Source organism: Streptomyces sp. NPDC051320 (genome assembly GCF_040682175.1).
Classification (GTDB): Bacteria; Actinomycetota; Actinomycetes; order Streptomycetales; family Streptomycetaceae; genus Streptomyces.
Genome location: NZ_JBFBAL010000018.1, coordinates 39,624 through 65,074 on the forward strand (window position 1 = coordinate 39,624; position 25,451 = coordinate 65,074).

At 70.8% G+C, this 25,451-nt stretch carries 25 protein-coding genes; 17 read left to right on the plus strand and 8 right to left on the minus strand.

Translation table 11 applies throughout. The features are described 5' to 3' along the window. Positions 1-104: 104 nt before the first annotated feature. The 3 genes from AB0M87_RS29660 to AB0M87_RS29670 all read right to left on the minus strand — a co-directional run bounded on the left by AB0M87_RS29660 (position 105) and on the right by AB0M87_RS29670 (position 3,315). Positions 105-560, minus strand: coding sequence for a nuclear transport factor 2 family protein (locus tag AB0M87_RS29660; protein WP_365858367.1), 456 nt, complete (start codon positions 558-560; stop codon positions 105-107). Further along, the gene (gene folP, locus AB0M87_RS29665) at positions 557-1,417 is read right to left on the minus strand and encodes a dihydropteroate synthase (RefSeq protein ID WP_365858369.1); all 861 of its coding nucleotides are present in this window, start codon (positions 1,415-1,417) and stop codon (positions 557-559) included. Before folP ends, AB0M87_RS29660 begins: the two co-directional genes overlap by 4 nt. 71 nt (positions 1,418-1,488) lie before the next feature. Further along, positions 1,489-3,315, minus strand: coding sequence for a phosphatidylglycerol lysyltransferase domain-containing protein (locus tag AB0M87_RS29670; RefSeq protein ID WP_365858371.1), 1,827 nt, complete (start codon positions 3,313-3,315; stop codon positions 1,489-1,491). A 193-nt stretch (positions 3,316-3,508) separates the two neighbouring features. Here AB0M87_RS29670 and AB0M87_RS29675 point away from each other — a divergent pair, with 193 nt between their 5' ends. Further along, positions 3,509-4,621, plus strand: a complete 1,113-nt coding sequence (locus AB0M87_RS29675) for an alpha/beta hydrolase-fold protein (protein WP_365858373.1) — start codon at positions 3,509-3,511, stop codon at positions 4,619-4,621. A 189-nt stretch (positions 4,622-4,810) separates the two neighbouring features. Continuing rightward, on the plus strand, positions 4,811-5,941 hold the full coding sequence (locus AB0M87_RS29680; protein WP_365858375.1) for a hypothetical protein: 1,131 nt from the start codon (positions 4,811-4,813) through the stop codon (positions 5,939-5,941). 17 nt (positions 5,942-5,958) lie between these two features. Here AB0M87_RS29680 and AB0M87_RS29685 read toward each other — a convergent pair whose 3' ends face one another. Both AB0M87_RS29685 and AB0M87_RS29690 read right to left on the minus strand, forming a co-directional pair. Further along, on the minus strand, positions 5,959-7,101 hold the full coding sequence (locus AB0M87_RS29685; protein ID WP_365858377.1) for an NADH-quinone oxidoreductase subunit D: 1,143 nt from the start codon (positions 7,099-7,101) through the stop codon (positions 5,959-5,961). Positions 7,102-7,133: 32 nt separating this feature from the next. After that, positions 7,134-8,075 carry an SAM-dependent methyltransferase gene (locus AB0M87_RS29690; RefSeq protein ID WP_365858379.1) on the minus strand — a complete coding sequence of 314 codons (942 nt, stop codon included), beginning with the start codon at positions 8,073-8,075 and terminating at the stop codon, positions 7,134-7,136. Between the two features lie 96 nt (positions 8,076-8,171). Between AB0M87_RS29690 and AB0M87_RS29695 the strand changes: the two genes are divergently transcribed. Together AB0M87_RS29695 and AB0M87_RS29700 are read left to right on the plus strand one after the other, a co-directional pair. After that, complete coding sequence (locus AB0M87_RS29695; RefSeq protein WP_365858381.1) at positions 8,172-9,371, plus strand: histidine kinase; 1,200 nt, start codon at positions 8,172-8,174, stop codon at positions 9,369-9,371. A 91-nt stretch (positions 9,372-9,462) separates the two neighbouring features. Next, complete coding sequence (locus AB0M87_RS29700) at positions 9,463-10,140, plus strand: response regulator transcription factor (protein WP_365858383.1); 678 nt, start codon at positions 9,463-9,465, stop codon at positions 10,138-10,140. A gap of 21 nt (positions 10,141-10,161) precedes the next feature. Here AB0M87_RS29700 and AB0M87_RS29705 read toward each other — a convergent pair whose 3' ends face one another. Continuing rightward, positions 10,162-10,383, minus strand: a complete 222-nt coding sequence (locus AB0M87_RS29705; RefSeq protein WP_365858385.1) for a hypothetical protein — start codon at positions 10,381-10,383, stop codon at positions 10,162-10,164. 105 nt (positions 10,384-10,488) lie between these two features. On the opposite strand from AB0M87_RS29705, the gene AB0M87_RS29710 reads away from it, so the two are divergent. Continuing rightward, on the plus strand, positions 10,489-11,604 hold the full coding sequence (locus AB0M87_RS29710) for a DUF5937 family protein (protein ID WP_365858471.1): 1,116 nt from the start codon (positions 10,489-10,491) through the stop codon (positions 11,602-11,604). Between the two features lie 59 nt (positions 11,605-11,663). On the opposite strand, the gene AB0M87_RS29715 is transcribed toward AB0M87_RS29710, so the two are convergent. After that, positions 11,664-12,641, minus strand: a complete 978-nt coding sequence (locus AB0M87_RS29715) for a zinc-binding dehydrogenase (protein ID WP_365858387.1) — start codon at positions 12,639-12,641, stop codon at positions 11,664-11,666. A gap of 99 nt (positions 12,642-12,740) precedes the next feature. Here AB0M87_RS29715 and AB0M87_RS29720 point away from each other — a divergent pair, with 99 nt between their 5' ends. From AB0M87_RS29720 to AB0M87_RS29770, 11 genes are all read left to right on the plus strand, one after another. After that, positions 12,741-13,055: a helix-turn-helix domain-containing protein gene (locus tag AB0M87_RS29720; RefSeq protein WP_365858389.1), complete on the plus strand. Its 315-nt coding sequence runs from the start codon at positions 12,741-12,743 to the stop codon at positions 13,053-13,055. A 286-nt stretch (positions 13,056-13,341) separates the two neighbouring features. After that, positions 13,342-14,241, plus strand: coding sequence for a DUF2520 domain-containing protein (locus tag AB0M87_RS29725; RefSeq protein WP_365858391.1), 900 nt, complete (start codon positions 13,342-13,344; stop codon positions 14,239-14,241). Then, positions 14,238-15,086, plus strand: coding sequence for a pantoate--beta-alanine ligase (gene panC / locus AB0M87_RS29730; RefSeq protein ID WP_365858393.1), 849 nt, complete (start codon positions 14,238-14,240; stop codon positions 15,084-15,086). Before AB0M87_RS29725 ends, panC begins: the two co-directional genes overlap by 4 nt. After that, positions 15,083-16,828, plus strand: coding sequence for an L-aspartate oxidase (locus AB0M87_RS29735; RefSeq protein WP_365858395.1), 1,746 nt, complete (start codon positions 15,083-15,085; stop codon positions 16,826-16,828). The genes panC and AB0M87_RS29735 overlap by 4 nt, the downstream gene beginning before the upstream one ends. A gap of 2 nt (positions 16,829-16,830) precedes the next feature. Then, positions 16,831-17,859 (plus strand): carboxylating nicotinate-nucleotide diphosphorylase, encoded by a 1,029-nt coding sequence (nadC, locus tag AB0M87_RS29740; RefSeq protein WP_365858397.1) that lies wholly within the window; start codon positions 16,831-16,833, stop codon positions 17,857-17,859. 3 nt (positions 17,860-17,862) lie between these two features. Further along, positions 17,863-18,660, plus strand: a complete 798-nt coding sequence (locus tag AB0M87_RS29745) for a type III pantothenate kinase (RefSeq protein WP_365858399.1) — start codon at positions 17,863-17,865, stop codon at positions 18,658-18,660. A 123-nt stretch (positions 18,661-18,783) separates the two neighbouring features. Beyond that, the gene (locus AB0M87_RS29750) at positions 18,784-19,350 is read left to right on the plus strand and encodes a hypothetical protein (RefSeq protein WP_365858473.1); all 567 of its coding nucleotides are present in this window, start codon (positions 18,784-18,786) and stop codon (positions 19,348-19,350) included. A 13-nt stretch (positions 19,351-19,363) separates the two neighbouring features. After that, the gene (locus AB0M87_RS29755; protein WP_365858401.1) at positions 19,364-19,543 is read left to right on the plus strand and encodes a hypothetical protein; all 180 of its coding nucleotides are present in this window, start codon (positions 19,364-19,366) and stop codon (positions 19,541-19,543) included. Between the two features lie 152 nt (positions 19,544-19,695). Further along, positions 19,696-20,094: a BlaI/MecI/CopY family transcriptional regulator gene (locus tag AB0M87_RS29760; protein WP_365858403.1), complete on the plus strand. Its 399-nt coding sequence runs from the start codon at positions 19,696-19,698 to the stop codon at positions 20,092-20,094. Then, a complete protein-coding gene (locus AB0M87_RS29765; protein WP_365858405.1) occupies positions 20,066-20,617 on the plus strand; it encodes an amino-acid N-acetyltransferase in 552 nt (183 codons plus the stop codon). Before AB0M87_RS29760 ends, AB0M87_RS29765 begins: the two co-directional genes overlap by 29 nt. 144 nt (positions 20,618-20,761) lie before the next feature. Continuing rightward, entirely contained in the window at positions 20,762-21,097 is a 336-nt protein-coding gene (locus AB0M87_RS29770; RefSeq protein WP_365858407.1) for an Lsr2 family protein, read from the plus strand. On the opposite strand, the gene AB0M87_RS29775 is transcribed toward AB0M87_RS29770, so the two are convergent. Further along, positions 21,076-21,657 carry an SCO3374 family protein gene (locus tag AB0M87_RS29775; RefSeq protein WP_365858409.1) on the minus strand — a complete coding sequence of 194 codons (582 nt, stop codon included), beginning with the start codon at positions 21,655-21,657 and terminating at the stop codon, positions 21,076-21,078. The genes AB0M87_RS29770 and AB0M87_RS29775 overlap by 22 nt on opposite strands. A 451-nt stretch (positions 21,658-22,108) precedes the next feature. Here AB0M87_RS29775 and AB0M87_RS29780 point away from each other — a divergent pair, with 451 nt between their 5' ends. Further along, positions 22,109-24,634, plus strand: coding sequence for an ATP-dependent Clp protease ATP-binding subunit (locus AB0M87_RS29780; protein WP_365858411.1), 2,526 nt, complete (start codon positions 22,109-22,111; stop codon positions 24,632-24,634). Positions 24,635-25,451: the final 817 nt, after the last annotated feature.

The window sequence follows — 25,451 nt, forward strand, 5'->3', positions numbered from 1 at the left end:
CTGACAGCGCCCGCCGATGGGGGCTATGGACAGGTTTCGGGGCGGGTGGTAATCGCCCCTACCCGCACCTCCCAGGTCCGAACCCTGTGGAGGCCGGTCCCCACTCAGGCGGGTGTTTCCTCGTCCTCGTCGCCTTCCTCGCCGGACTCGGCGAGTACCGGCGACCCGTGATGGGACCAGAGTTTCCAGCCGTCGGGCGTCCTGCGGAAGACGTTGGTGGCGACCACGAGCTGCCCGACCAGCGGACCCAGCTCGCCGCTCTCCTCGGCCGGGCCGCCGCTGAGGATGTTCTCGGTGCAGGTGACCACGGCGGTGTCGGCCAGCACGTTGACCTTCACATCGGTCAGGAAGAACTGGATGTACTCGGTGTTCGCCATGATCAGCGCGTACGACCTGAGCACTTCACCGCGCCCCGAGAGCACCGGCCAGCCGGGGTGGACGCAGGAGATCTCGTCCTCCAGCCACAGCGCGGACAGCTCGTCGAAGTCGCCCCGTTCCATCGTTTCGTAGAAGGCCGTGTTGGCGAGCTCGATCTCTTCGATCTCGGTGCTCGCCGTCATGCGGCCCCCTCGACGGCCCGGGCCACCCGGACGGCGTCGGCCGTCGCGCGCACCTCGTGGACCCGGACCGCCCAGGCACCCTCGTAGGCGGCGAGCGCGGAGATCGCCGCGGTGGCGGCGTCCCGTTCGCGGGCCGGCGGTGGTCCCCCGCCCTCCCTGGCGAGCACCCGGCCCAGGAAGCGTTTACGGGAGGCGGCGACCAGCAGCGGATGGCCCAGCGCACGGAGGTCGCGCAGATGCGCCACGAGGGCCAGGTCGTGTTCGGCCTCCTTGGCGAAACCGAGACCGGGGTCGACCACGATCCGGTCCGGCGCGATGCCGCCCGCCACGGCGGCCGCCACCCGGTCGCGCAGTTCGGCGACGACCTCGGCGACCACGTCCCGGTACACCGCGCGGGCGGCCATCGACTCGCTGAAGCCGCGCCAGTGCATCACCACGAAGGGCGCCCCGGCGGCAGCGACCGCCGGCAGCATGGCGGGGTCGGCGAGGCCGCCGCTGACGTCGTTGACCAGCTTCGCGCCGGCCGCCACCGCCTGCTCGGCGACGGTGGCCCGCATGGTGTCGACGGAGACGGTGACGCCCTCGGAGACGAGTCCCCGTACGACGGGCTGCACGCGGCGGAGCTCTTCGTCGGCGTCGACCCGGCTGGCGCCGGGGCGGGTGGACTCACCGCCCACGTCCACCAGGTCCGCGCCCGCTGCGACAAGGTCGAGGCCGTGCTTGATGGCGGCGGTGGTGTCGAACCAGCGACCACCGTCGGAGAAGGAGTCGGGCGTCACATTCACGACGCCCATGACCGCGCAGCGGTCCCACCCGGGGAGCCCTGCGACGTGGCCTCGGCCGTCCAACGTACTCATGGCTCCAGCCTAGGCCCGTGGGCCGGGCCCGAAACGCCACCGGCGGGCACCCGCGCCGCGAAGCCCGCTCCTCACACCGCCCGTGCGTCTCTCTCCCGTCCGGTCAGGTGCGTACAGGGCCGCGCGGCCGCCCGCCGCCGCAGCGGCAGCGGCCACGGCAGCCCCAGATTCACGAACCCCTCCGCCTGCATCGCGGCGAGACCGATCCGCGGCAGGTCGCCGGTGTTGCGGAAGACCACGAACCGCGGCTCCCACCGGGGCCGGAACTTCGCGTTGAACTTGTACAGGGACTCGATCTGGAACCAGCGGGAGAGGAAGACCAGCAGCGCCCGCCACCCCCGCAGCACCGGGCCCGCGCCGAGCTTCTCGCCACGGGCCAGAGCCGAGCGGAACATCGCGAAGTTGAGCGACACCCGTTCGATGCCGAGCTGGGGCGCCATCTCCAGGGATGCGACGATGAGGAGTTCGTTCATGCCCGGGTCGGCGGCGCGGTCGCGGCGCATGAGTTCCAGCGACATGCCGTCCGGGCCCCACGGGACGAAGTGGATGATCGCCTTCAGGTCGCCGAAGGGTGAGTCGGGAGCGTCGGACTTGTGCGCGGTGGCGATGACGCAGTCGCCGTCACCGGGATCCCCGATCCGGCCGAGCGCCATCGAGAAGCCGCGCTCGGTGTCGGTGCCGCGCCAGGACGCCGCGGCGGCTCTGATCCGCTCCAGTTCGGTCTCTCCGACATCACGGACGCGCCGGACCCGGGTTTCGTAACCACTTCGCTCGATGCGCTTCACCATCTGACGCACGTTGCGCATGGCCCGCCCGGCCAGAGAGAAATCCGCCACGTCCACCACCGCCTCGTCGCCGAGCTCGATGGCGTCGAGGCCGGTCTCCCGGGTCCAGACCTCGCCGCCGGTCTCGCTGCAGCCCATGACGGCGGGCGTCCAGGAGTGCGCCTTGGCCTCGTCCATGAAGCGCTCGATGGCGCCGGGCCAGGCCTCCACATCGCCGATGGGATCACCACTGGCGAGCATCACCCCGGAGACCACCCGGTAGCAGACGGCGGCTTTGGCGCTGGGGGAGAAGACGACGCCCTTGTCGCGTCGCAGCGCGAAGTGGCCGAGCGAGTCGCGGCCGCCGTGTTTCGCCAGCAGGGCGCGCAGCTGCTTCTCGTCCTCGTCGGTGAGCTGCGCCGCCGGGTGTTCGGGGCGGAAGGCCAGATAGATGGTGCTGACCGCGGTGAGCAGTCCCAGTGAGCCGAGCGAATAGCCGACGGTCCAGGAGGTGTCGCCCGCGTACTCCACCGGCCCCTCGAAGCCGACGAGTCCGAACAGCACATGCTGAAGCCGGTCGACGATGCTCGGGCTGCCGACGACCCGCCCCGGATGGACGCTGACGATGATCAGACCGAGCCCCAGCGAACCCGCGCTGAGCAGAACGAAGTTCGCCAGTGCCCGCCACCGGCTGCGTGGATCGGGCAGCGCGGCGAACTCGCCTCGGTGACGCACCAGCAGCACCAGCAGCACCACGGAGATGAGCATCCCGACGACCGAATGGCGGTAGACGAACTGCGTCACGGCGGCCGCCGGAAGCAGCACGACGGCGGCCCTCCAGGCCCTGCGTTTACGCCGTTTGAGGCCGTGCGCCAGCAGCAGGAGCATCAGGCCCGTGCAGAGCGCGAGAGCCGCGGTGAACGGGCCGAGGGTGCCGGGCAGTACCTCGGCGATGGCGTGCATCCGGCTGTGCCGGAAGCGGGGGAAGACGCCGCCCGCGGCATCGAGCAGGCCGACCACCGTGCAGGCCGTACCGATCAGTGTGGGGACCGACTCGGGGCGGGGCCCGCGGAAGATCCGCCGGACGCGATCAGGAACCATTCGTGACTTATCCCCATCTACCGGCACAGACATCGCTTCCCACGGCTCCACAACACGTTGTGCGTCAACAGGTCTCGCGTCCACACGTCTTCGTCGACACGGCTTCGTCCGCCCGACGCCGCATTCGGCGTAGCATCCGGACATTTTGTGCCCACTAGGACGACGCTTCGGGGAGGCGGGTTCATCCGCCCCAGGGAAAATCTCACGGTAGGAAGCTCGGCAAACCATGGGTCTCACCAGTCACAAGGTCCTGGCGCTGGCAGCCGCGCTGACCGTCGCCTCCTTCGTCGCGACCATCTGGCTCTGGCCGCGCCTCGCCCGGCGCAGCGGGCCCGCGATAACCGGCCGGATCGGCCTGCTGCTCGCCACCCAGGTGGCGCTGTTCGTCACCGTGGGGCTGATGGCCAACAACTCTTTTCTCTTCTACGCGTCCTGGGCCGATCTCTTCGGCCGGGAACAGGCGCCGGGCGTGGTCGTCGACCACGCGGCGGGCGGCAAGGACGTGCGGGTGGTGGGGGAGCGGCGGATGGATGTGCCCGGCGGTTCACGGCGCGAGGCCGGCGGCCGGATCCAGCAGATCGTGATCCGGGGCCGAAAATCCAAAATAGCCAGTTCGGCCTACGTCTATCTACCGCCGGAGTACTTCCGGTCGGTGTACGCGAAGCGAACTTTTCCGGCAGCCGTCGTGCTCACCGGATATCCCGGCACCGCGGAGAACCTGGTCAAGGGATTGCGTTACCCCAAAACCGCCTACGACCAGGTGAGGACCGGCCGGATGCGCCCCATGGTGCTGGTGATGCTGCGTCCGACGGTTGCCCCGCCCCGGGACACCGAGTGTGTGGACGTGCCGGGCGGGCCGCAGACGGAGACGTTCTTCGCCGATGACGTGCCGGCCGCCCTGCGGTCCTCCTACCGGCTCGGCGCGGGCCCCCGCAGCCTGGGTTTCATCGGGGATTCGACGGGCGGGTACTGCGCGCTGAAGCTGGCCATCCACCATCCGAAGGTGTACGGCGCAGCGGTCGGCCTCTCCGCCTACTACCGGGCGGCCGAGGACCCGACGACCGGTGATCTGTTCCACGGCAGCGTAGGGCGGAGGCACCACGCCGATCTGTTGTGGAGCCTGACGCACGGGCCCGCGCCGCGGACGTCGCTGCTGGTCACCACCAGTCGGCACGGCGAGCAGAACTACCGCTCCACCCAGCAGTTCCTGGACGCGGTACGGGCACCCACCAGGGCCTCGTCGATCACGCTGAAGAGCGGTGGGCACAACTTCAACACCTGGCGCCGGGAGATACCGGCGAGCCTGATCTGGCTGAGCAGCCGGCTCACCGGCCGCTGACGATCCGTCGGCCGCACCCTTTGCCGACCGACAGACCGCATCAACGGAGAGATCCGCATCAACCGAGAGATCCCCACCAACCGAGAGATCCCCACCAACCGAGAGGTGCCCGGGAATACAGGTAACCGCTGGGGAACAAATCCCGGTGCGGTCATCCATTCAGGTCGTACGCACGGTAAATTTCACGCCATGCCACGTGGACGCCACCGCCATTCCCCACCCCTGCACCGGGTTCTGCAGCCTTCGGTCGTAGCCGGTGTATCGCTTCTTCTTGCCGTCGGCGCCTGGCTGTTCGCGGATCCCGTGGTGCTCCGCTGCCTGGTCGCGGCGGCCGCGGCGGCCGCCGTCGTCGGTGCGGTGCTGATGCGGAGCTGGGACCGGGTCGCCGGGCGGCGGGTCGCCGACCTGACCCGGGCGCGGACGAGCGACGAGTGGAAGGCCGAGGAACAACTGGCCGAGCTGGAGGGCGACCTCGAGGAGTCGCGCGCGCTGCGCGCCAAGCTGGAGTCGAAGCTCCGGTCCAAGCGGATCGAACTGGCCGCGCTGCGCGGTGAGCACGCCGGGCTGCTGCGGCGGTACGCGACCGCCGAGACCGAGCGGGCCAGCGCCCTCGAGGGCCGCAGGCTGCTCGCCATGGAGACGGCCGCCCCGGCGCGGGCCGCGTTGCCGGCGGCCGGCACCAGGTTGACGCCGTCCGTGTACGCGAGGGCGGCGCAGGCGCTCGACGCACTGCCCCGCAATGCGGCCTTCCAGCGCGAACAGCGGGAGCGGCAGCGGCAGCAGGAGAAGCTGGAGCAGCTGAAGCAGGCGCGTCAGGCCGACCGGAAGAACGCTCGGGAGCAGGCCGACCGGAACCAGGACCACCGGAATCAGCCGCAGGCACCCCAGGAGGCGGCGGAGCCGGAGGGAGACCCGGGGAAGCCCGAGGCGGCCGTCGGCGAGCACACCCGTCCGTCGTCCGCCCTCCCCGTCCCGCGCAACGTCCCGGCGACGGCCGTCGTCCCGTACACCGCACAGCAGGCCAGGGCGCGCCGACCGGAAGGCCGGTTCGACTTCTTCGGCATGCAGAAGGCGGCCACCGGGCCCGTATCTGCCCGGCTGGAGCCCGCACAGCTGGAGTCGGTGCAGCACGAGGACCTCGCGGACGTGGTGGGTGCCGAGGCGATCGAGGCGCACAAGGCCGCGGCCGCGCTCGAGGCGGAGGCCGGGACGGCCCGGTCGGACGCTGCGGCCCGTGAGGCCGGTGAGGTCATCGACCTCACCGCGCACGACGAGACGGAACAGATCGACGTGGCGGGTCTGCGCAGCGCGATCTCTTGATCAGCGGGCTGCGCACGCTACTTGTCGATGTCCCCCACGACGAAGAAGAGCGAACCCAGGATCGCCACCATGTCGGCGACCAGCGTGCCGGGCAGGAGCTCGGTCAGCGCCTGGATGTTGTTGAACGACGCCGAGCGGAGCTTCAACCGGTACGGGGTCTTCTCGCCCTTGGACACCAGGTAGTAACCGTTGATCCCGAGCGGGTTCTCGGTCCAGGCGTACGTGTGGCCCTCCGGGGCCTTGAGCACCTTCGGCAGCCGCTGGTTGATCGGCCCGGGAGGCAGCCCGGCCAGCCGGTCGAGGCAGGCGTCGGCGAGGTCGAGCGCATTGTGCGTCTGTCCGAGCAGCACCTCGAAGCGGGCCAGGCAGTCGCCCTCCGTGCGGGTGACCACCTCGAGGGTGTCCTGCAGCTCGCCGTACGCGAGGTAGGGCTCGTCGCGGCGCAGGTCGAAGTCGACGCCCGAGCCGCGGGCGACGGGCCCGCTGACGCCGTACGCGTGCACCGCCTCCCGGGAGAGGACGCCCACCCCGCGGGTTCGGCCGCGGAAGATCTCGTTGCCGAGGACCAGGTCGTCGTACACGTCCATCCGCGAACGGACATCGGCCACGGCGTCCCTCGCCCGGCCGAGCCAGCCCGCCGGGAGGTCCTCCTTGAGGCCGCCGACCCGGTTGAACATGTAGTGCATCCGGCCGCCGGAGACCTCCTCCATCACCGTCTGGATCTCCTCCCGCTCGCGGAAGGCGTGGAACACCGGGGTGATGCCGCCGAGTTCGAGCGGGTACGAGCCGAGGAACATCAGGTGGTTGAGCACCCGGTTCAGCTCGGCGAGCAGCGTACGCGTCCAGACGGCCCGCTCGGGAACCTCCATGCCGAGCATGCGCTCGACAGCCATCACGACGCCCAGCTCATTGGAGAAGGCGGAGAGCCAGTCGTGGCGGTTGGCCAGCATGATGATCTGGCGGTAGTCGCGGGCCTCGAAGAGTTTCTCGGCGCCGCGGTGCATGTAGCCGATGACCGGTTCGGCCTGCTGAACGCGTTCGCCGTCCAGGACCAGGCGGAGGCGGAGCACGCCATGTGTCGAGGGGTGTTGCGGGCCGATGTTGAGCACCATGTCGGTGGTCTCCGCGGCACCGCCGATGCCGACCGTGGTCTCCGTCATACGGCCAGTATCCCTGACCGGGCCGGGAAGCCTCAGGCCCCCACCCGCTGGAGCAGCCATCCGAAGTCTCCCAGCCCGCCCCGGCCCAGCAGCTCCGCCGCCTCACCCGCCGCCGACAGGGCGCGGACGTAGGCCGCCGGGTCCGATGACGCCAGGGTGAGCGGTGGGCGGGCGCCGCTGACGCCGAGGCGGCGCAGGGCGTCCCGCTGCGTCAGCAGCTCGGCACCCGGCAGTGCGCAGGCGTCCAGCGCCACATGCGCGGTGATGTCGCAGCCGCCGTCCGGCACCGGCCGTACCTCCCGGCCGCCCCGGAACCCGGTGAGCGTGCCGAAGGGCGGGCGCGAGTCACGCGTGTGGCTGTAGTCGACGGCGACCGCCAGACCGACGTCGAGTGTGCCGACGGCCGCCGCCCACGCCTCGTCGCGCGGGCGGCCGATCTCCGCGCGGAGACCGGGCCCGCGCAGCGGCCACCAGCGGTCGAGCCAGGCCGCGTCCGCTCCGGTCACCGGCTCGGCCAGGTGCTCCGCACCGTCCGAGGTCCGCACCTGGACGTAGCGCGCGGTTCCCGCCTCATCCACTTCCGCGACGTCCACCGGCACGTTGTCCAGCCACTCGTTGGCGAAGAGCAGCCCCCGCACCCCGGCCGGCGGCTCCGCGCACCAGGCGATGCGCTCGTCCAGGCCGGCCGGACGGGCCGCCCGCTCGACGGCGTACGCCCGTACCGGGAAGGACGCGGGGAGTGCGGCCAGCACGCCGGTCAGCAGCTCGCCGCGGCCCGCCCCGAGGTCGACCAGGGCGGGTTCCGGGAGCGAGAGACCGGTCAGCAGCCGGGCGACCGCGGAGGCGAAGAGCGGGGAGGCGTGCACCGAGGTACGGAAGTGTCCGGCCGGGCCCTCCGGGCGCAGATAGAAACCGCCCGCCCCGTACAGCGCGGCTTCCGTCGCCTCACGCCACCCGCGCCACTCATCAGTCACGGGGGCAAGTCTCCACCTTGGGGAGTAGGCACCGGGTGACCGGATCGGCCCTTCGGTTGACCCAGGCACCTGTTCTCCTTCCCTACGCTGGGTTACGTGCAGCGCCTCTACGCCTTCATCCGCAGACACCCGACCTGGGTCGACAGCTTCTGGGCCGTCTTCCTCCTCGGGGTCTCCGGCGTGCAGTACGTGGCCGGGCCTCTCGACGGATCCGGGCACATCGCCGGCATCCCCCTCCTCATCGGCCTGTGCACCGCGGTCGCGCTGCGCCGCCGTGCGCCGGAGCGGATGCTGGTGCTCGTCGCGCTGATGGGCGTCGCGCAGCTGGTACTCGACGTGAAACCGTCGCCTGCCGACTTCGCCATGCTGGTGCTGATCTACACCTGCGCCGCCGACGGGAAGCGCTGGGCCTCCCGGCTCGCCCTGGCCGGCGCGGTGTGCGCGGGCACGCTGGCGCAGGTGCGCTGGCCGTCCGACGGGCCGCACAGCCGACCGCAGGAGGTGTTCCTCGCGGTCGTGCTGACCGTGCCGTTCATTCTTGCCTGGGTGCTCGGCGACTCGATGAGTACCCGCCGCGCCTATCTCGCGCAGCTGGAGGAGCGGGCGGCCCGGCTGGAGAAGGAGCGCGAGGCCCAGGCCAAGGTGGCGGTCGCGGGGGAGCGGGCCCGTATCGCCAGGGAACTGCACGATGTCGTCGCCCACAACGTCTCGGTGATGGTGGTGCAGGCGGACGGCGCCGCCTACGTGCTGGACGCGGCGCCCGACCAGGCCAAACAGGCGCTGGAGACCATTTCGTCCACCGGCCGGCAGGCGCTGGCCGAAATGCGCAGACTGCTGGGTGTGCTGCGGACCGGTGACGCGCGGGAGAGCGGCGAGTACGTGCCGCAGCCCGATGTGGAGCAGATCCAGGAGCTGGTCGAGCACGTCAGGACCGCGGGCCTCGCGGTGGACTTCCAGGTCGAGGGGACGCCGCGCCCGCTGCCCAGTGGCGTCGAGCTCACCGCGTACCGCATCGTGCAGGAAGCCCTGACCAACACCCGCAAGCACGGCGGTCCGGAGGTGGGTGCCAGCGTGCGGCTGGTCTACTTCGACGACGGCCTCGGGCTGCTCGTCGAGGACGACGGCCGAGGCGCCGCCCACGAGCTGTACGAGGACGGCGGGGCAGACGGCCAGGGACACGGCCTGATCGGGATGCGGGAGCGCATCGGGATGGTCGGCGGGACGCTCGACGCCGGGCCGAGACCCGGTGGCGGGTTCCGGATCAGCGCACTGCTCCCGCTCAAGCCGGCCCACTAGCCTGTGCCTGCTCCCCCGGCCCCCACCCCGGCCTGCGCCCCGACAGGCGCCCGACACCCCGGTCCGATCATCAGAAAGGAACAGGTACACGATGGCGATCCGCGTGATGCTCGTCGACGACCAGGTGCTGCTGCGCACCGGTTTCCGGATGGTGCTCGCCGCCCAGCCGGACATGGAGGTCGTCGCCGAGGCGGGCGACGGTGCGGAGGCCATCGACATCCTCCGGGCGACGGCGGTCGATGTGGTGCTGATGGACGTACGCATGCCACGACTCGACGGCGTCGAGGCGACCCGGCAGATATGCGCGCGGCCGGCTGCCCCCAAGGTGCTGATCCTGACCACCTTCGACCTGGACGAGTACGCCTTCTCCGGGCTGAAGGCCGGCGCCAGCGGCTTCATGCTCAAGGACGTGCCGCCGGGCGAACTGCTCGGCGCGATCCGCTCGGTGCACAGCGGCGACGCGGTGGTCGCCCCGTCCACGACCCGGCGACTGCTCGACCGTTTCTCGCCGATGCTGCCGAGCACGGTCGTCGACCCGCAGCACAAGGAGATCGAGCGGCTCACCGACCGCGAGCGTGAGGTCATGCTGTTGGTCGCGCACGGCATGTCGAACGGCGAGATCGCGGCCCATCTGGTGCTGTCCGAGGCCACCGTGAAGACCCATGTCGGCCGCATCCTCACCAAACTCGGGCTGCGGGACCGGGTCCAGGTGGTGGTCATGGCCTACGAGACGGGGCTGGTGCGGGCCGGCGGCTCCGGAGCGCACTGAGCGGCTACGGAGCGGCCGGCGTCAGGCGCAGGGGCGGGCGGCGGAACCGCCGCCCCGGGCCGCGGCTAGGATCCGCGCCGCCGCCCTGCGCAGCGGCCCCGGCCGCCCCTGGCGGGTGGCGCGGCGGTGGTCCCGTATCTCCCGCACCGCGTCCCAGTCGTGGAGCCCGGGCATGGGCGGGGCGATCTCCCCGCGCTGAGCCGAGCGGTAGACATCGATCATGTGCTGCTGGTTCGCGGTCATGGACTCACTCTGCGCACCGCGCCCGTCTCCTGGCGCGTCGTTTGACGAGGGCCGTCAATCGGCGGCGGCGTTGTCGGTGGCGGCGGGCACCATGGGGCCATGAGCGTGCACATCGACATCACCGGCCTGCCGCCGGAGCGGATCGGCTTCGCGCTGTCGCCGCTGGCCGAGCTGGGCAACGCGCTGCACGTGCTGGGCGAGCCGGGGCACCACCCGGGACTGCACGGCTGGGCGACGGCGACGGCCGCCTCGCTCAAGCCGGACCTGGCCGATCGGCTCCATGAGGCGGACTTCCTCTGGCTCAGCACCTTCTCCGACATCTTCCTGCCGTTCGCGGGTGTGCGCCGTGGTGGCGGCACCGGCCCCGGAGTGACGCTCGCCGAGGACCTGGATCTGCTCGATATGCTGCCGGACGCCGAATTCGTCGCGCTGGCGCTCGAGTTCACCTGCTCCGTCACCTACGACAAAGGTGGTCCCTCCCCGCTCGTCGACACCGCGACGCGGGCCCGGGCGATGGATCTCGCGGCAGCGCGCGGGCCCAGGCAGGTGGACTTCACCGAGCGGCTGCTGAACGACCCGGTCGCCGTGCGGGCCTGGATCCGGCGCCTCTTCGAGGACTGTGAGCAGGCGTTCTTCGGAGACACCTGGCGGCGGGTGCGGGTCCAGCTGGCCGCCGACGCCCGGCACAAGAGCGAGATCCTGCGGCACAAGGGCCTCGGCGATGCGATGGCGGCGGTCTCCGCCGCGCTCTCGCTGGACGGGTCGGGCACCCGTATCCGGGTCGACAAGCTGGCTGACGGCAGCACGACGGCGACGGGGTCCCCTGCCGGGGACGGGCTCACCTTCGTCCCGTCCAGCTTCGGCTGGCCCCACCTGCTGGTGCTGCACCGCCCGGACTGGCGCCCGGTGATCCAGTATCCGGTCGCCGCCCCCGACCTGCCGTCACCGGCCTCCGTCGAGCTGCTGAAGCTGCGGCTGGAAGCACTGGCCCACCCGATGCGGCTGCGGCTGTGCCGGAGCCTGGCCCGCTCCGCGCAGACCACCGGCGAACTGGCCGACACCTACGGCATATCCGCCCCGGAGGTCTCCCGGCATCTGGCCGTGCTGAAGCGGGCCGGCCTGCTCACCACCAGGCGCCGCGGGCGGTACGTACTGCACCAGCTGGACATCACCGTGGTGGCCCGGCTCGGCAGCGACTTCCTGGAGGGGGTGCTGCGGTAACCGGACCGCGGCTCCGCCGAGCCTGCCCGGCGCCGGTCCGGAGGTCGCCCGACAGGCTCTCAGCCCGCGACACGCAGCAGCAGCTTGCCGGTGGTGGTGCGGGACTCGATCAGACGGTGCGCCTCCGCGGCCCGCTCCAGGGGGAATTCGGCGGTGACGGGCAGTTCCGCGCTGCCGTCGGCGACCAGGGCGAAGGCCCGCTCGGACAGCGCCCGCAGTGCTTCGGGTGCGGTGCGGGCGAGCGTGAGGATCGAGAAGGACGTCACCGCTCGCGCGCCCGGATCGAGTTCGGCGCGGCCGAACCGCCAGGGTCCCTCGTCGCTGCTGTTGCCGAAGTTGACGATCCGGCCGAAGGGGGCGAGCGCTTCCAGACTGCGGCGCAGCGCCTCACCGCCGTCCGAGTCGAGGATGAGGTCGGCGCCGCGGCCCGCGGTGGCACGGGCGAGTCGCTCCGCCCAGTCGCCACCGACGAACACGTGGTCGTAGCCGTACTTCAACGCGTGTTCGGCTTTCTCCGGCCGGGACACCACCCCGTACACGGCGCCCGCGCCGGCCAGCCGTGCCAGCTGGCCGACGACCGTACCGACACCGCCCGCCGCGCCCTGGACCAGCACGGTGTCTCCGGGGCGCAGCCGTCCCGCCTCGTGCAGCAGGGCGTGCGCGGTCGGCAGGACGGTCGGAAGGGTGGCCGCGGTGCGCAGTGGCAGGCCGGCCGGGACGGGGAAGACCGTGGCGGCAGGTGCGAGAGCGAGCTCCGCGTAACCACCGCCCGAGGTGAGCGCGGCGACCTCCTGGCCGGTCCGGAGCCCCGTGACGCCGGCGCCCACGGACCTCACCCGTCCCGATACCTCCAGCCCGGGGCGGAAGGGCAGGCTCGTCACCCGGTAACCGCTGCGGCGGGCTTTGATGTCGGCGAAGTTCACCCCGGCGTACGCCACGTCGATCGCGACCTCGCCGGGACCCGGCTCCGGTGCCGCTGCTTCGACCGGTCGCAGTACCTCGGGCTCGCCGTGCTCGGCCACCTGGATCGCACGCATGAGCAGTCCCCTCGACTCCGGGTAGGGTGTTCAACGAAAAGCGAACACCCTGACCGTACGACGAACGTCGAACACTTCGCAACCGAGGAGCATGAGGTCATGAGCCACCGCGCAGCGCCGGAACACACCCACCCCGACGACGTGCCACTGCTCACCGCGCTCGCCGCGCTGGCCGATCCGGTACGGATGCGACTCGTCCGGGAGCTGGCCGGCGCCGAGGACTGGTCCCGGGCCTGCGGCTCCTTCGACGTGCACGTGCGCAAGGCCGCACTGAGCCACCACTTCACGGTGCTGCGCGGGGCGGGACTGGTGGAGCAGCGTGACGACGGGGCGCGGCGGTTCAACCGATTGCGGCGCGGGGAGTTCGATGCGCGCTTTCCCGGGTTGCTGGAGCTGGTGCTGCGCGGCGACTGAAGAGCGGGCCTTCCGACCGGCGGGTCATCCCACCCGCCGTACGAATTCGGCCACCGCTTCCACCACGTCCTCCGTCGTCCAGAACAACCTCGGCGCCGCCACCGTGACCTCCGTGACCGAGATCCCCGGTCCCGCCGCCGTCAGGGTTCTTCATCGCCTCATATGCCGTCGTCCGATCATCACGCACAGCCTGTGGACGGTCCGACCGGTCCCCCGATCGCTGGGCGTAGCATGACGGTGAAAACGTCCGGTACCCCTCGCGGACTGGAACGGAAGGCCGTCCCACGTGAACGCACCCGTAGAAAACCGCCCCGCGCGGCTCACCGTCGGCGTTGTCGGCGCGGGCCGGGTGGGCCCCGCGCTCGCCGCTTCGCTGCAGCTCGCAGGGCACCACCCGGTCGCCGCTTCCGGGGTGTCCGACGCCTCGGTACGCCGGGCCGCCGTGCTGCTGCCCGATGTGCCGCTGGTCACCCCCGCCGAGGTGCTGGCGCGCGCCGACCTCGTCCTGCTGACCGTCCCCGACGACGCCCTGCCCGCACTGGTCGAAGGCCTCGCCGAGACCGGCGCGGTGCGTCCCGGGCAGTTGCTGGTGCACACCTCGGGCCGCTTCGGCACCAAGGTGCTCGACCCCGCCCTGCGGGCCGGCGCCCTGCCGCTCGCACTGCACCCCGCGATGACCTTCACCGGCACATCGGTGGACGTCCAGCGGCTGGCCGGCTGCTCCTTCGGGGTGACCGCACCCGAGGAGCTGCGGCTCGCCGCCGAGGCACTGGTCATCGAGATGGGCGGTGAGCCCGAGTGGATCGCCGAGGAGTCCCGTCCGCTCTACCACGCGGCGCTCGCCCTGGGCGCGAACCACCTGGTCACCCTGGTGGCCCAGTCGATGGAGCTGCTGCGCACGGCGGGCGTCGCGGCCCCCGACCGGATGCTCGGCCCGCTGCTCGGCGCGGCCCTCGACAACGCCCTCAGATCCGGTGACGCGGCGCTGACCGGGCCGGTCGCCCGCGGTGACGCGGGCACCGTCGCCGTGCACGTCGAGGAGCTGCGCAAGCACGCCCCGCACGCCGTCCCCGGATACCTGGCGATGGCCCGTACGACCGCGGACCGCGCCCTGGCGCACGGCCTGCTCAAGGCAGAGCTGGCCGAGGATCTGTTGGGCGTCCTCGCGGACGGAGACCCCCGATGACCACCCTGCTGCACACCGCAGCCGAGCTGAACGCCCTGCCCCGCACCGGCAGGCGCGCCGTCGTCATGACGATGGGCGCCCTGCACGAGGGCCACGCGACCCTGATCCGTACGGCGAGGGAACGGGCGGGCGAGGGCGGCCAGGTCGTCGTCACGGTCTTCGTCAACCCGCTCCAGTTCGGCGCGGGCGAAGATCTCGACCGGTATCCGCGCACCCTGGAGTCCGACCTCGCGGTCGCCGAACTGGCCGGAGCCGACGCGGTCTTCGCCCCGGCGGCCGACGAGGTCTACCCGGGTGGCGAGCCGCAGGTGCGGATCACCGCGGGACCCATGGGGGAGCGCTACGAAGGCTCGGCGCGCCCCGGGCACTTCGACGGCATGCTCACCGTCGTCGCGAAACTGCTGCACCTGACCTCCCCGGATCTCGCGCTGTACGGGCAGAAGGACGCCCAGCAGCTCGCCCTGGTCCGGCGGATGGTGCGCGACCTGAACTTCCCGGTCGAGATCGTCGGCGTACCGACGGTCCGCGAGCCGGACGGTCTGGCGCTGTCCAGCCGTAACCGGTTTCTGTCCACCGAGGACCGGGCCGCCGCACTGACCCTCTCGCGCGCCCTCACCGCGGGGCGCGACGCCCGGCCCGCCACCCCCGCGGCCGTGCGCGCCGCGGCGCTGGCCGTGCTCGACTGCTCACCGCTCTCGCCCGACTACCTCGCACTGATCGACCCGTCCGACTTCACCGACGCCGCCGACGACTTCACCGGCGGAGCGATCCTCGCGGTGGCCGCCAAGGTCGGCGCGGTGCGGCTGATCGACAACATCCCGCTGACCCTCGGGGAACCCCAGTGACCGGAACCGGAATACGCCTGCAGGCCCCCGCCCCCGGCTGGGCCGTCGACGCCGACGTGGTGATCGTCGGCTCCGGCGTCGCCGGCCTCACCGCCGCGCTGCGCTGCACCACTGCCGGGCTACGCACCGTGGTCGTCACCAAGGCCCGGCTCGACGACGGATCGACCCGCTGGGCGCAGGGCGGGATCGCCGCCGCGCTCGGCGAGGGCGACACCCCCGAGCAGCATCTCGACGACACGCTGGTCGCGGGGGCCGGGCTCTGCGACGAGCGCGCGGTACGCGCCCTGGTCACCGAGGGCCCCGACGCGGTACGCCGGCTCATCGCGACCGGCGCGCACTTCGACACGGATGACTCCGGCTCCATTGCGCTCACCCGCGAGGGCGGCCACCACCGGCGTCGTATCGCCCACGCGGGCGGCGACGCCACCGGCGCGGAGATCTCCCGCGCGCTGGTCGACGCGGTGCGCGCGGCGGCCCTGCACACCGTGGAGAACGCCCTGGTGCTCGACCTCCTCACCGACGCCGACGGCCGCACGGCCGGCGTCACCCTGCACGTCATGGGGGAGGGGCAGCACGACGGGGTCGGCGCGGTCCGCGCACCGGCTGTCGTGCTGGCCACCGGCGGTATGGGCCAGGTCTTCTCGGCGACCACCAACCCGGCGGTCTCCACCGGTGACGGAGTGGCTCTCGCCCTGCGGGCGGGCGCGGAGATCTCGGACCTCGAATTCGTCCAGTTCCACCCCACGGTGCTCTTCCTCGGCGCGGGCGCCGAGGGCCAGCAGCCGCTGGTCTCCGAAGCCGTGCGGGGCGAGGGTGCCCACCTCGTCGACGCGGACGGCGTGCGCTTCATGCTCGGGCAGCACGAGCTGGCCGAGCTGGCCCCGCGCGACATCGTCGCCAAGGCCATCACCCGCCGGATGCAGGAGCACGACACCGAGCACATGTATCTCGACGCCAGGCACTTCGGCGCGCAGATGTGGGAGACCCGCTTCCCGACGATCCTCGCCGCCTGCCGGAGCCACGGCATCGACCCGGTGACCCAGCCCATCCCGGTGGGGCCGGCCGCGCACTACGCGTCGGGCGGCGTCCGCACCGATCTGCACGGCCGCACCTCGGTCCCCGGGCTGTACGCGTGCGGTGAGGTCGCCTGTACCGGCGTGCACGGCGCCAACCGGCTGGCGTCCAACTCCCTCCTGGAGGGACTGGTCTTCGCGGAACGCATCGCCGACGACATCGCGCGCGCCTCCGAGGCGGACCCCGCCCCCGCGGCGGGTCCGGTGACCGCCCCAGCGACCGCGACCGCCGAGCAGGCGCAGCAGGTCGTGTTGCCGCTGCTCGCGCCGGAGACCCGGCGCCGTATCCAGCGGATCATGACGGCGGGCGCCGGAGTGCTGCGGTCGGCCGACAGCCTCACCGAGGCAGCGGCGCAGCTGGAGGCCATCCGACGGCACGCCGACACCCGGGCCGGGACGGCGGAGCCCGAAGTCAAGCCCGCCGAGCCCGGGGTCGAGGCCTGGGAGACCACCAACCTGCTCTGCGTCGCCCGCGTCCTGGTGGCCGCCGCGCTGCGCCGCGAGGAGACCCGCGGCTGCCACTGGCGTGAGGACCACGCCGACCGCGACGACACCGACTGGCGGCGTCACCTCATCGTGCGGCTGCGCCCCGACCGCTCGCCGGACCTGCACACCACGCACAGCGCGAACTTTCCCCCGATCCTCCCTCAGCCTCACCAGGAGCAGTGACCGTGACCACCCCCGACCTCCCTCTCCTTCACACGGGTCCCGAACCGGCCGGCGACGAAAGCCCGGGCGGCTGCGGCGACGGCTGCGGCTGCGGCGCCGGGTCGTCGTCCGCCGACGACGCGATGGAGTGTGGTCTCGACCCCGGCCTCGCGCAGCTGCTCGCCGCGTCCGGCCTCGATCCCGTACTGGTCGAGGACATCGCGCACCTCGCGCTCGCCGAGGACCTCGACCACGGCGTGGACGTGACGAGCGTGGCGACCGTCCCCGCGGAGGCGGTGGCCACCGCCGACTTCACCGCACGGGAGGCCGGCACCGTCGCCGGCCTGCGCATCGCCGAAGCGGTCCTCTCGATCGTCGCCACCGAGACCTTCGAGGTCGAGCGCCACGTCGAGGACGGCGCCCGGGTCACCGCCGGTGAGAAGCTGCTTTCGGTCACCACCCGGACGCGCGATCTGCTCACCGCGGAGCGCAGCGCGCTCAACCTGCTGTGCCGTCTCTCCGGCATTGCGACGGCCACCCGCGCCTGGTCCGACGCACTCGAGGGCACCGGGGCCAAGGTGCGTGACACCCGCAAGACCACGCCGGGGCTGCGCGCCCTGGAGAAGTACGCGGTCCGCTGCGGCGGCGGGGTCAACCATCGGATGTCCCTCTCGGACGCCGCTCTGGTCAAGGACAACCACGTGGTCGCCGCTGGCGGGGTGGCCGAAGCGTTCAGGCTGGTCCGCACCACGCTCCGGGAGATGGGCACGCCCGATCTGGCGATCGAGGTCGAGGTGGACACGCTCGCCCAGGTCACCGAGGTCCTCGAAGCGGGCGCCGACCTGATCCTGCTGGACAACTTCACCCCGGCGCAGACCGCCGAAGCGGTGGCGCTGGTCGGCGGCCGGGCCATGCTGGAGTCCTCCGGCCGGCTCACCCTGGACACCGCGCGCGCCTACGCCGACACGGGCGTCGATTACCTCGCGGTCGGTGCGCTCACGCACTCCGCGCCGGTCCTCGACATCGGACTCGACCTGCGCGAGGCGAAGTAACCCATGCTGCTCACCATCGACGTCGGCAACACCCACACCGTCCTCGGCCTGTTCGACGGCGAGGACATCGTGGAGCACTGGCGGATCTCCACGGACGCCCGCCGCACCGCCGACGAACTGGCCGTGCTGCTGCAGGGCCTGATGGGGACCCACCCGTTGCTCGGTGACGAACTCGGTGACGGTATCGAGGGCATCGCGATCTGCTCCACCGTCCCCTCGGTGCTGCACGAGCTGCGTGAGGTGACCCGCCGGTACTACGGCGATGTCCCCGCCGTGCTCGTCGAACCGGGCATCAAGACGGGTGTGCCGATCCTGATGGACAACCCGAAGGAGGTCGGCGCGGACCGCATCATCAACGCGGTCGCCGCCGTCGAGCTGTACGGCGGCCCCGCGGTCGTCGTCGACTTCGGCACCGCCACCACCTTCGACGCCGTCTCCGCACGCGGCGAGTACACCGGCGGCGTCATCGCCCCGGGCATCGAGATCTCGGTCGAGGCCCTCGGCGTGAAGGGCGCCCAGCTCCGCAAGATCGAGCTGGCCCGCCCGCGCAGCGTGATCGGCAAGAACACCGTGGAGGCCATGCAGTCCGGCATCATCTACGGATTCGCCGGACAGGTCGACGGGGTGGTGACCCGGATGGCCCGCGAACTCGCCGAGGACCCCGAGGACGTCACGGTCATCGCCACCGGCGGCCTCGCCCCGATGGTGCTCAACGAGGCCTCGGTCATCGATGAGCACGAGCCCTGGCTGACGCTGATAGGGCTGCGCCTGGTGTACGAGCGGAACATCGCCCGGATGTGAGACAGCCGGCTGCGGGGCCGCCCAACGCGTTCTCGCCGCGCCGCAGCCGGTGCATTAAGACGATATTGCCCCTTTAGTACGTATCGTCATCGCATGCCCACGCCCTATGGATCCCGAGGCGGCATGGCGTTCAGCGCGGATGAGCTGCGTGTGCTCCGACGCGCCCTCGCCATCGCCCTCAACCCGACCCCCGTCGCCGAAGAGGACGTCCAGGACTGTCTGCGTCTGGCTGAATCAGTGGACGAGGCCATCAGGGAGGCGGACCGGCTGCGCGCCTTCCTCCTCGCCGACCTCGCCCGCTACCGCGACGCCCTGCCCGGTGCCGCCGGCGGCTACACCGAACTGCTCCAGGACGCCCTGGCGGCCGGCTACGAGCCCCGCGCCGAAGATCTGGCCGCGCTGCGCACCCTGCGCACCACGGCGACCGGCGACGCGCTGCTGCGCCGCTGCCGGGCGCTGGCCGAGCAGGCGCTGCGCACCCGGCTGGCCGGACAGGTCATCGGGCCCCGCCGGCGGCCCCGCCTGCTCGCGCTGCCCGGCAGCCGCAGGGCGAACGACCCCGCGGGCCCGCGGAAGCCGTCGCCGGGCGGAAATCCGGCGCCGCCACAGCCGGCGCCCAAGCCGTCCGAAGTGTTTCCGCCGCGCCGCAAGCCGGCGCCGCCCCCGGAGCGGCGTGCGGTGGCCGGGTAGCTATTCTGTCCGTATGGACTATGTTTCCGCGCTTGTGCCCCCCGTGGTGATGGCTGTCTTCTTCACCATCCTCGTCCGGACGATCGTGAAGTCCCAGGGTGGTCCCAACAAGGCCAAGGAAGACGCGGCGGTGGACGAGGTGCTGGCCCGCGCCGAGGCCGCGAACCAGACGCCGCACGGCAGCGGCGCCTGACGGCAGGCCTTCCGGCGGCAGCGGCGCCAGGGCCCGCGGCAACGGCAGGAGCGGTAGCAGCAAGGGAAGGGCGTACGGCTTATTTCAAGCCGTACGCCCTTATTCTGTGTTAATAGCCTTCCTTTCGGGACATCTCGCACTATGGTGCTGGTGTGCCCCGTCAATTGGGAGAGCTGGAAGACTCCGTCATGACACGCGTCTGGGAGTGGAACCGCCCGGTCACCGTCCGGGAAGTCCTGGAAGACCTCAAGCAGGACCGTTCCATCGCCTACACCACCGTCATGACGGTATTGGACAATCTCCATCAGAAGGGCTGGGTGCGCAGGGAAGTCGAAGGGCGCGCCTATCGATATAGGGCGGTCTCCACCCGCGCCGCCTACTCGGCCGCACTGATGAACGAAGCCTGGTCGACAAGTGACAACTCGGCCGCGGCACTTGTCGCCTTCTTCGGCATGATGTCACCCGAGCAGCGCGATGCGCTCCGTGACGCTTTGCGCATCGTTCAGGGCGATGCGGACCGCGATGACCGGGACCCGGAGGCGGGGCGATAGCGTCCCCGGTATGTCAGCAAAAGCCCTCACGGTCCGCCGGGCCAGGACCAGCGATGTGCCCTCCGTACGCCGTCTCCTCGACGCCTACGCGCGCGAGCGGATCCTGCTCGACAAAGCCACGGTCACGCTTTACGAGGACATCCAGGAGTTCTGGGTCGCCGAACGCGACGAGGACGCCAGGGTCGTGGGATGCGGCGCGCTCCATGTGATGTGGGAAGACCTTGCCGAAGTGCGCACGCTCGCGGTGGACGCGGCGTTCAAGGGAGCCGGCGTCGGGCACCAAGTTCTTGACAAGTTGCTGCAGACCGCGCGTTGGATCGGTGTGCGCCGGGTATTCTGCTTGACCTTCGAAGTCGACTTCTTCGCGAAGCACGGCTTCACCGAGATCGGTGAGACCCCGGTCGACGGAGATGTGTACAGCGAGCTGCTGCGTTCCTATGACGAGGGAGTCGCCGAGTTCCTCGGTCTCGAACGAGTGAAGCCGAACACCTTGGGGAACAGTCGGATGCTTCTGCACCTGTGACCGTGGCAAGCGACCGGAACCCTATGTCCGAATCGCGCATGTTTCCCGTGTTCTTGCGTCGCTGAACCTCTGCCGGGGGTTTGTGTTTTCCGGAGAAAAGCGGTTTCCTTTCGGCGTACTGCATTTTCGATGAAAGGAAATCCGGTGGCACAGAAGGTTCAGGTCCTTCTTGTCGATGACCTCGACGGCGGCGAGGCGGACGAGACCGTGACGTTCGCTCTGGACGGCAAGACTTACGAGATCGACCTCACCACCGCGAACGCGGACAAGCTCCGTGGTCTGCTGGAGCCGTATGCCAAGAACGGCCGGCGTACCGGTGGCCGGGCGGCCGGCGGCCGCGGCAAGGCCCGTATCGCAGTCGGCGGCAACAAGGACACTGCCGAGATCCGCAAGTGGGCCAAGGAGAACGGCTACAACGTGAATGACCGAGGCCGGGTGCCGGCGGACATTCGCGAGGCTTACGAGAAGGCCAACGGCTGATTTCGTTGTCTTCCGGGGGGCGCCCCCCGGAAAGCCGCTGCCATCCGCACCATCCGGGCCCGGTGGCATTCCGTCGCCGCCGCGTCCACCAGCCGCACCAGATCGGGAGCACCGCCGTGCTGCCCGACCCCGCTGAACACGGGCAGGTCGGGCTCCACCTCTCGTCCCGGTTCAGGGGGCCGCAGCCAGCAGGTGGCCCCCTGCGAGCCGCCCGGACCGGGAGGCGCCGGGGCGTCGATCCTGCCGTGCGCTCCGATAGCGGTCAGATCGAGTGCGAGGCCGCCCCACTCCAGCCAGTCGAGCAGCCCGGGCAGCTCATCCGCGCCGCCCGCGGCCACCAGCAGCTGCATCCGGCGCCCGGCGAGGGCGACGGGGCCGGTACGGGGTACCCGCCGCAGCAGCGCGAGACCGGCGTCGGCGGGCAGCTCGAGGACATCGAAACGGGACCCGGTCAGCAACTGGAGCGGCGGCCCCATCGCCGTGGCCCAGCCGAGCCCGGTCTCGTACCACTGGACGGTGCCGTCGAGCGGCAGCCGTGGGGACGGAACGGTGAAGGCCATGACCTGAGCAACTCCCCGCCCCGTGGTTGGTTACGCAACGTCTCCGGCTGATTGCACTGTGTTGATGTACAAGGGGCGCACGGAAGCGTTCAGAGGCGCGATGGTGTTCGCCCGTAGCTGAGGGAAACCGCTCGCGCCGCATGGATTGGCGGTGCTTGCGGGTAAGACATACCTAGTGGGGAGGGGCGACACGCGGCCCGAGCGTTCTCACGTTCGCCATCGGCGTACTGGAGAGAGGGGTATCTGCTTGGCCTGCGGGAACATCGTCTCGCACCATCGGGTTGGAGCAGTTGTCGGCTGTTCGGGCCGAAGGCCTCCCCGTCGACGCGGGGGTGATCCGGACGGATGTCGGCAGTTGGAATGAGCTGTCCCGTCCTGCGGGACTAGCATGCGGAAGGATAGTGAGGGGACCGACCCTTTACTGCCCGACCGCTCTGAGGAGCGATTAACGATGTTCGAGAGGTTCACCGACCGCGCGCGGCGGGTTGTCGTCCTGGCTCAGGAAGAAGCCCGGATGCTCAACCACAACTACATCGGCACCGAGCACATCCTCCTGGGCCTTATCCACGAGGGTGAGGGTGTCGCCGCTAAGGCCCTGGAGAGCCTCGGGATTTCGCTCGAGGCGGTCCGCCAGCAGGTGGAGGAGATCATCGGCCAGGGGCAGCAGGCCCCGTCCGGCCACATCCCCTTCACCCCTCGTGCCAAGAAGGTCCTGGAGCTGTCGCTCCGTGAGGCTCTTCAGCTCGGCCACAACTACATCGGTACGGAGCACATTCTGCTCGGCCTGATCCGCGAGGGCGAGGGCGTCGCAGCCCAGGTCCTGGTGAAGCTGGGCGCCGATCTGAACCGGGTGCGGCAGCAGGTCATCCAGCTGCTCTCCGGTTACCAGGGCAAGGAGACCGCCGCTGCCGGCGGCCCGGCCGAGGGCACGCCCTCGACCTCGCTCGTCCTGGACCAGTTCGGCCGCAACCTCACCCAGGCGGCCCGCGAATCCAAACTCGACCCGGTCATCGGGCGCGAGAAGGAGATCGAGCGGGTCATGCAGGTGCTGTCGCGCCGTACCAAGAACAACCCGGTTCTCATCGGCGAGCCCGGCGTCGGAAAGACGGCGGTCGTCGAAGGACTGGCGCAGGCCATCGTCAAGGGCGAGGTGCCCGAGACCCTCAAGGACAAGCACCTCTACACCCTCGACCTCGGCGCGCTCGTCGCAGGTTCCCGCTACCGCGGTGACTTCGAGGAGCGGCTGAAGAAGGTGCTCAAGGAGATCCGCACCCGCGGCGACATCATCCTGTTCATCGACGAGCTCCACACCCTGGTGGGTGCGGGCGCCGCCGAGGGCGCGATCGATGCGGCTTCGATCCTGAAGCCGATGCTCGCCCGGGGTGAGCTCCAGACCATCGGCGCCACCACGCTCGACGAGTACCGCAAGCACCTCGAGAAGGACGCGGCCCTCGAGCGCCGCTTCCAGCCGATCCAGGTGGCGGAGCCTTCGCTCCCGCACACCATCGAGATCCTCAAGGGCCTGCGGGATCGCTACGAGGCCCACCACCGCGTCTCCATCACGGACGAGGCCCTGGTGCAGGCCGCCACCCTGGCGGACCGGTACATCTCGGACCGCTTCCTGCCGGACAAGGCGATCGACCTGATCGACGAGGCCGGATCCCGGATGCGCATCCGCCGGATGACCGCGCCGCCGGACCTCCGCGAGTTCGACGAGAAGATCGCGAACGTCCGCCGCGACAAGGAGTCGGCCATCGACTCCCAGGACTTCGAGAAGGCAGCTTCGCTCCGTGACAAGGAGAAGCAGCTGCTGGCGGCGAAGGCCAAGCGGGAGAAGGAGTGGAAGGCCGGCGACATGGATGTCGTCGCCGAGGTCGACGGCGAGCTGATCGCCGAGGTGCTGGCCACGGCCACGGGCATCCCGGTCTTCAAGCTCACCGAGGAGGAGTCCTCGCGACTGCTCCGCATGGAGGACGAGCTGCACAAGCGCGTCATCGGCCAGAAGGACGCCATCAAGGCCCTCTCGCAGGCCATCCGCCGTACGCGGGCAGGCCTCAAGGACCCGAAGCGCCCCGGTGGCTCGTTCATCTTCGCCGGCCCGTCCGGTGTCGGTAAGACCGAGCTCTCCAAGACGCTCGCCGAATTCCTCTTCGGCGACGAGGACGCGCTGATCGCTCTCGACATGTCGGAGTTCAGCGAGAAGCACACGGTTTCCCGTCTCTTCGGTTCTCCCCCCGGTTACGTGGGTTACGAAGAGGGCGGCCAGCTCACCGAGAAGGTGCGCCGGAAGCCGTTCTCCGTTGTTCTCTTCGACGAGGTGGAGAAGGCCCACCCCGATATCTTCAATTCCCTGCTCCAGATTCTGGAAGACGGGCGGCTGACCGACTCCCAGGGCCGGGTGGTGGACTTCAAGAACACGGTCATCATCATGACGACCAACCTCGGGACCCGGGACATCTCCAAGGGCTTCAACCTGGGCTTCGCCGCCCAGGGCGACGTCAAGACCGGCTACGACCGGATGAAGGCCAAGGTCAACGACGAGCTGAAGCAGCACTTCCGCCCGGAGTTCCTCAACCGTGTCGATGACACGGTGGTCTTCCACCAGCTGACCGAGGAAGACATCATCCAGATCGTCGACCTCATGCTCAACAAGGTGGACGAGCGGCTCAAGGACCGTGACATGGGCATCGAGCTCAGCGCGGAGGCCAAGTCGCTGCTCGCCAAGAAGGGCTACGACCCGGTCATGGGCGCCCGGCCGCTGCGCCGGACGATCCAGCGCGAGATCGAGGACATCCTCTCCGAGAAGATCCTCTTCGGTGAGCTGCGTCCCGGTCACATCGTGGTTGTCGGCACCGAGGGCGAGGGTGAGGCCAAGGCCTTCACCTTCCGCGGCGAGGAGAAGTCGGCACTGCCCGACCTTCCGCCGATCGAGCAGGCCGCAGGCGGCGCAGGGCCGAACCTGTCGAAGGAAGCCTGACAGCCGAAGGCTGAGCGTCACCGAGCATCACTGCGCAGAAGGGCGGCCCCGGAACCGGTTCACACCGGTCCGGGGCCGCCCTTCTGCGTAGCCGCACGTCCGCGGGGACCCGTTACCGGTTCTGCCGGCCGGCTCGTGCACTCGCGCATATCGCCGTCGAGCTGCTCGGCGTGGGTGGCGAAAACCCCGTGTCCGGCGTCCGCGTACACGCGGAAGGCGCTTCCCGGTAGCAGCGCGGCCGTACGGCGCCCGGTGAGGTCCAGCGGGCCGAATCGTCGTGTGTGCGGTACACGACCAGGGCGGGGAGGTCGATCTTCGTCGGCTCGGGGCGAGGTCCAGGGTGACCACCAGGTCTCCCATGGCGGTGGCGGTGGCGGGCGGTGGCACCGGCGCAGCGGTCGGCCATGTGCCGCAGATAGGCCGCGGAGAGCTCGTTGCCCGGCCGCTGAAGCGCGAAGAACGCCGCGGCCCAGTCGGCGAAGGAGCCGAGCCGGATCCCGGCGACCAGTGCGATGGGTGCCACCCGCCCGCTGCCGCGCCGGCCGAGCATCCGCACGATCTCCGCAGTGTCCGGTGAGTACCGTCCAGGGGGACCTCGCGCAGGTTCAAGGTGATCGGGCAGAGCTGCCACGTCGTCGGCCGGTGTGCCGGGACCGAACCCGCCCCGGACATCGTCGGACCTGCCGTGCCCGCGGCCGGCCGGGCCGATGCAGCGGTAGGCGTCGGCGGCCGGCGGGAGCATCCGGTACCCCCACATCCGGTGCCGGAGTACGAGCTGTTGATGAAGACAACGGTCCGATCGGCCCCGGCCCCGTGG

Excerpts from the sequence above, each read along its gene's own strand:
- AB0M87_RS29660 (WP_365858367.1), bottom strand. The coding sequence starts at position 560 with ATGACGGCGAGCACCGAGATCGAAGAGATCGAGCTCGCCAACACGGCC.
- folP (WP_365858369.1), bottom strand. The coding sequence starts at position 1,417 with ATGAGTACGTTGGACGGCCGAGGCCACGTCGCAGGGCTCCCCGGGTGG.
- AB0M87_RS29670 (WP_365858371.1), bottom strand. The coding sequence starts at position 3,315 with ATGTCTGTGCCGGTAGATGGGGATAAGTCACGAATGGTTCCTGATCGC.
- AB0M87_RS29675 (WP_365858373.1), top strand. The coding sequence starts at position 3,509 with ATGGGTCTCACCAGTCACAAGGTCCTGGCGCTGGCAGCCGCGCTGACC.
- AB0M87_RS29680 (WP_365858375.1), top strand. The coding sequence starts at position 4,811 with ATGCCACGTGGACGCCACCGCCATTCCCCACCCCTGCACCGGGTTCTG.
- AB0M87_RS29685 (WP_365858377.1), bottom strand. The coding sequence starts at position 7,101 with ATGACGGAGACCACGGTCGGCATCGGCGGTGCCGCGGAGACCACCGAC.
- AB0M87_RS29700 (WP_365858383.1), top strand. The coding sequence starts at position 9,463 with ATGGCGATCCGCGTGATGCTCGTCGACGACCAGGTGCTGCTGCGCACC.
- AB0M87_RS29705 (WP_365858385.1), bottom strand. The coding sequence starts at position 10,383 with ATGACCGCGAACCAGCAGCACATGATCGATGTCTACCGCTCGGCTCAG.
- AB0M87_RS29715 (WP_365858387.1), bottom strand. The coding sequence starts at position 12,641 with ATGCGTGCGATCCAGGTGGCCGAGCACGGCGAGCCCGAGGTACTGCGA.
- AB0M87_RS29720 (WP_365858389.1), top strand. The coding sequence starts at position 12,741 with ATGAGCCACCGCGCAGCGCCGGAACACACCCACCCCGACGACGTGCCA.
- panC (WP_365858393.1), top strand. The coding sequence starts at position 14,238 with ATGACCACCCTGCTGCACACCGCAGCCGAGCTGAACGCCCTGCCCCGC.
- AB0M87_RS29745 (WP_365858399.1), top strand. The coding sequence starts at position 17,863 with ATGCTGCTCACCATCGACGTCGGCAACACCCACACCGTCCTCGGCCTG.
- AB0M87_RS29750 (WP_365858473.1), top strand. The coding sequence starts at position 18,784 with ATGGCGTTCAGCGCGGATGAGCTGCGTGTGCTCCGACGCGCCCTCGCC.
- AB0M87_RS29755 (WP_365858401.1), top strand. The coding sequence starts at position 19,364 with ATGGACTATGTTTCCGCGCTTGTGCCCCCCGTGGTGATGGCTGTCTTC.
- AB0M87_RS29765 (WP_365858405.1), top strand. The coding sequence starts at position 20,066 with ATGACCGGGACCCGGAGGCGGGGCGATAGCGTCCCCGGTATGTCAGCA.
- AB0M87_RS29775 (WP_365858409.1), bottom strand. The coding sequence starts at position 21,657 with ATGGCCTTCACCGTTCCGTCCCCACGGCTGCCGCTCGACGGCACCGTC.
- AB0M87_RS29780 (WP_365858411.1), top strand. The coding sequence starts at position 22,109 with ATGTTCGAGAGGTTCACCGACCGCGCGCGGCGGGTTGTCGTCCTGGCT.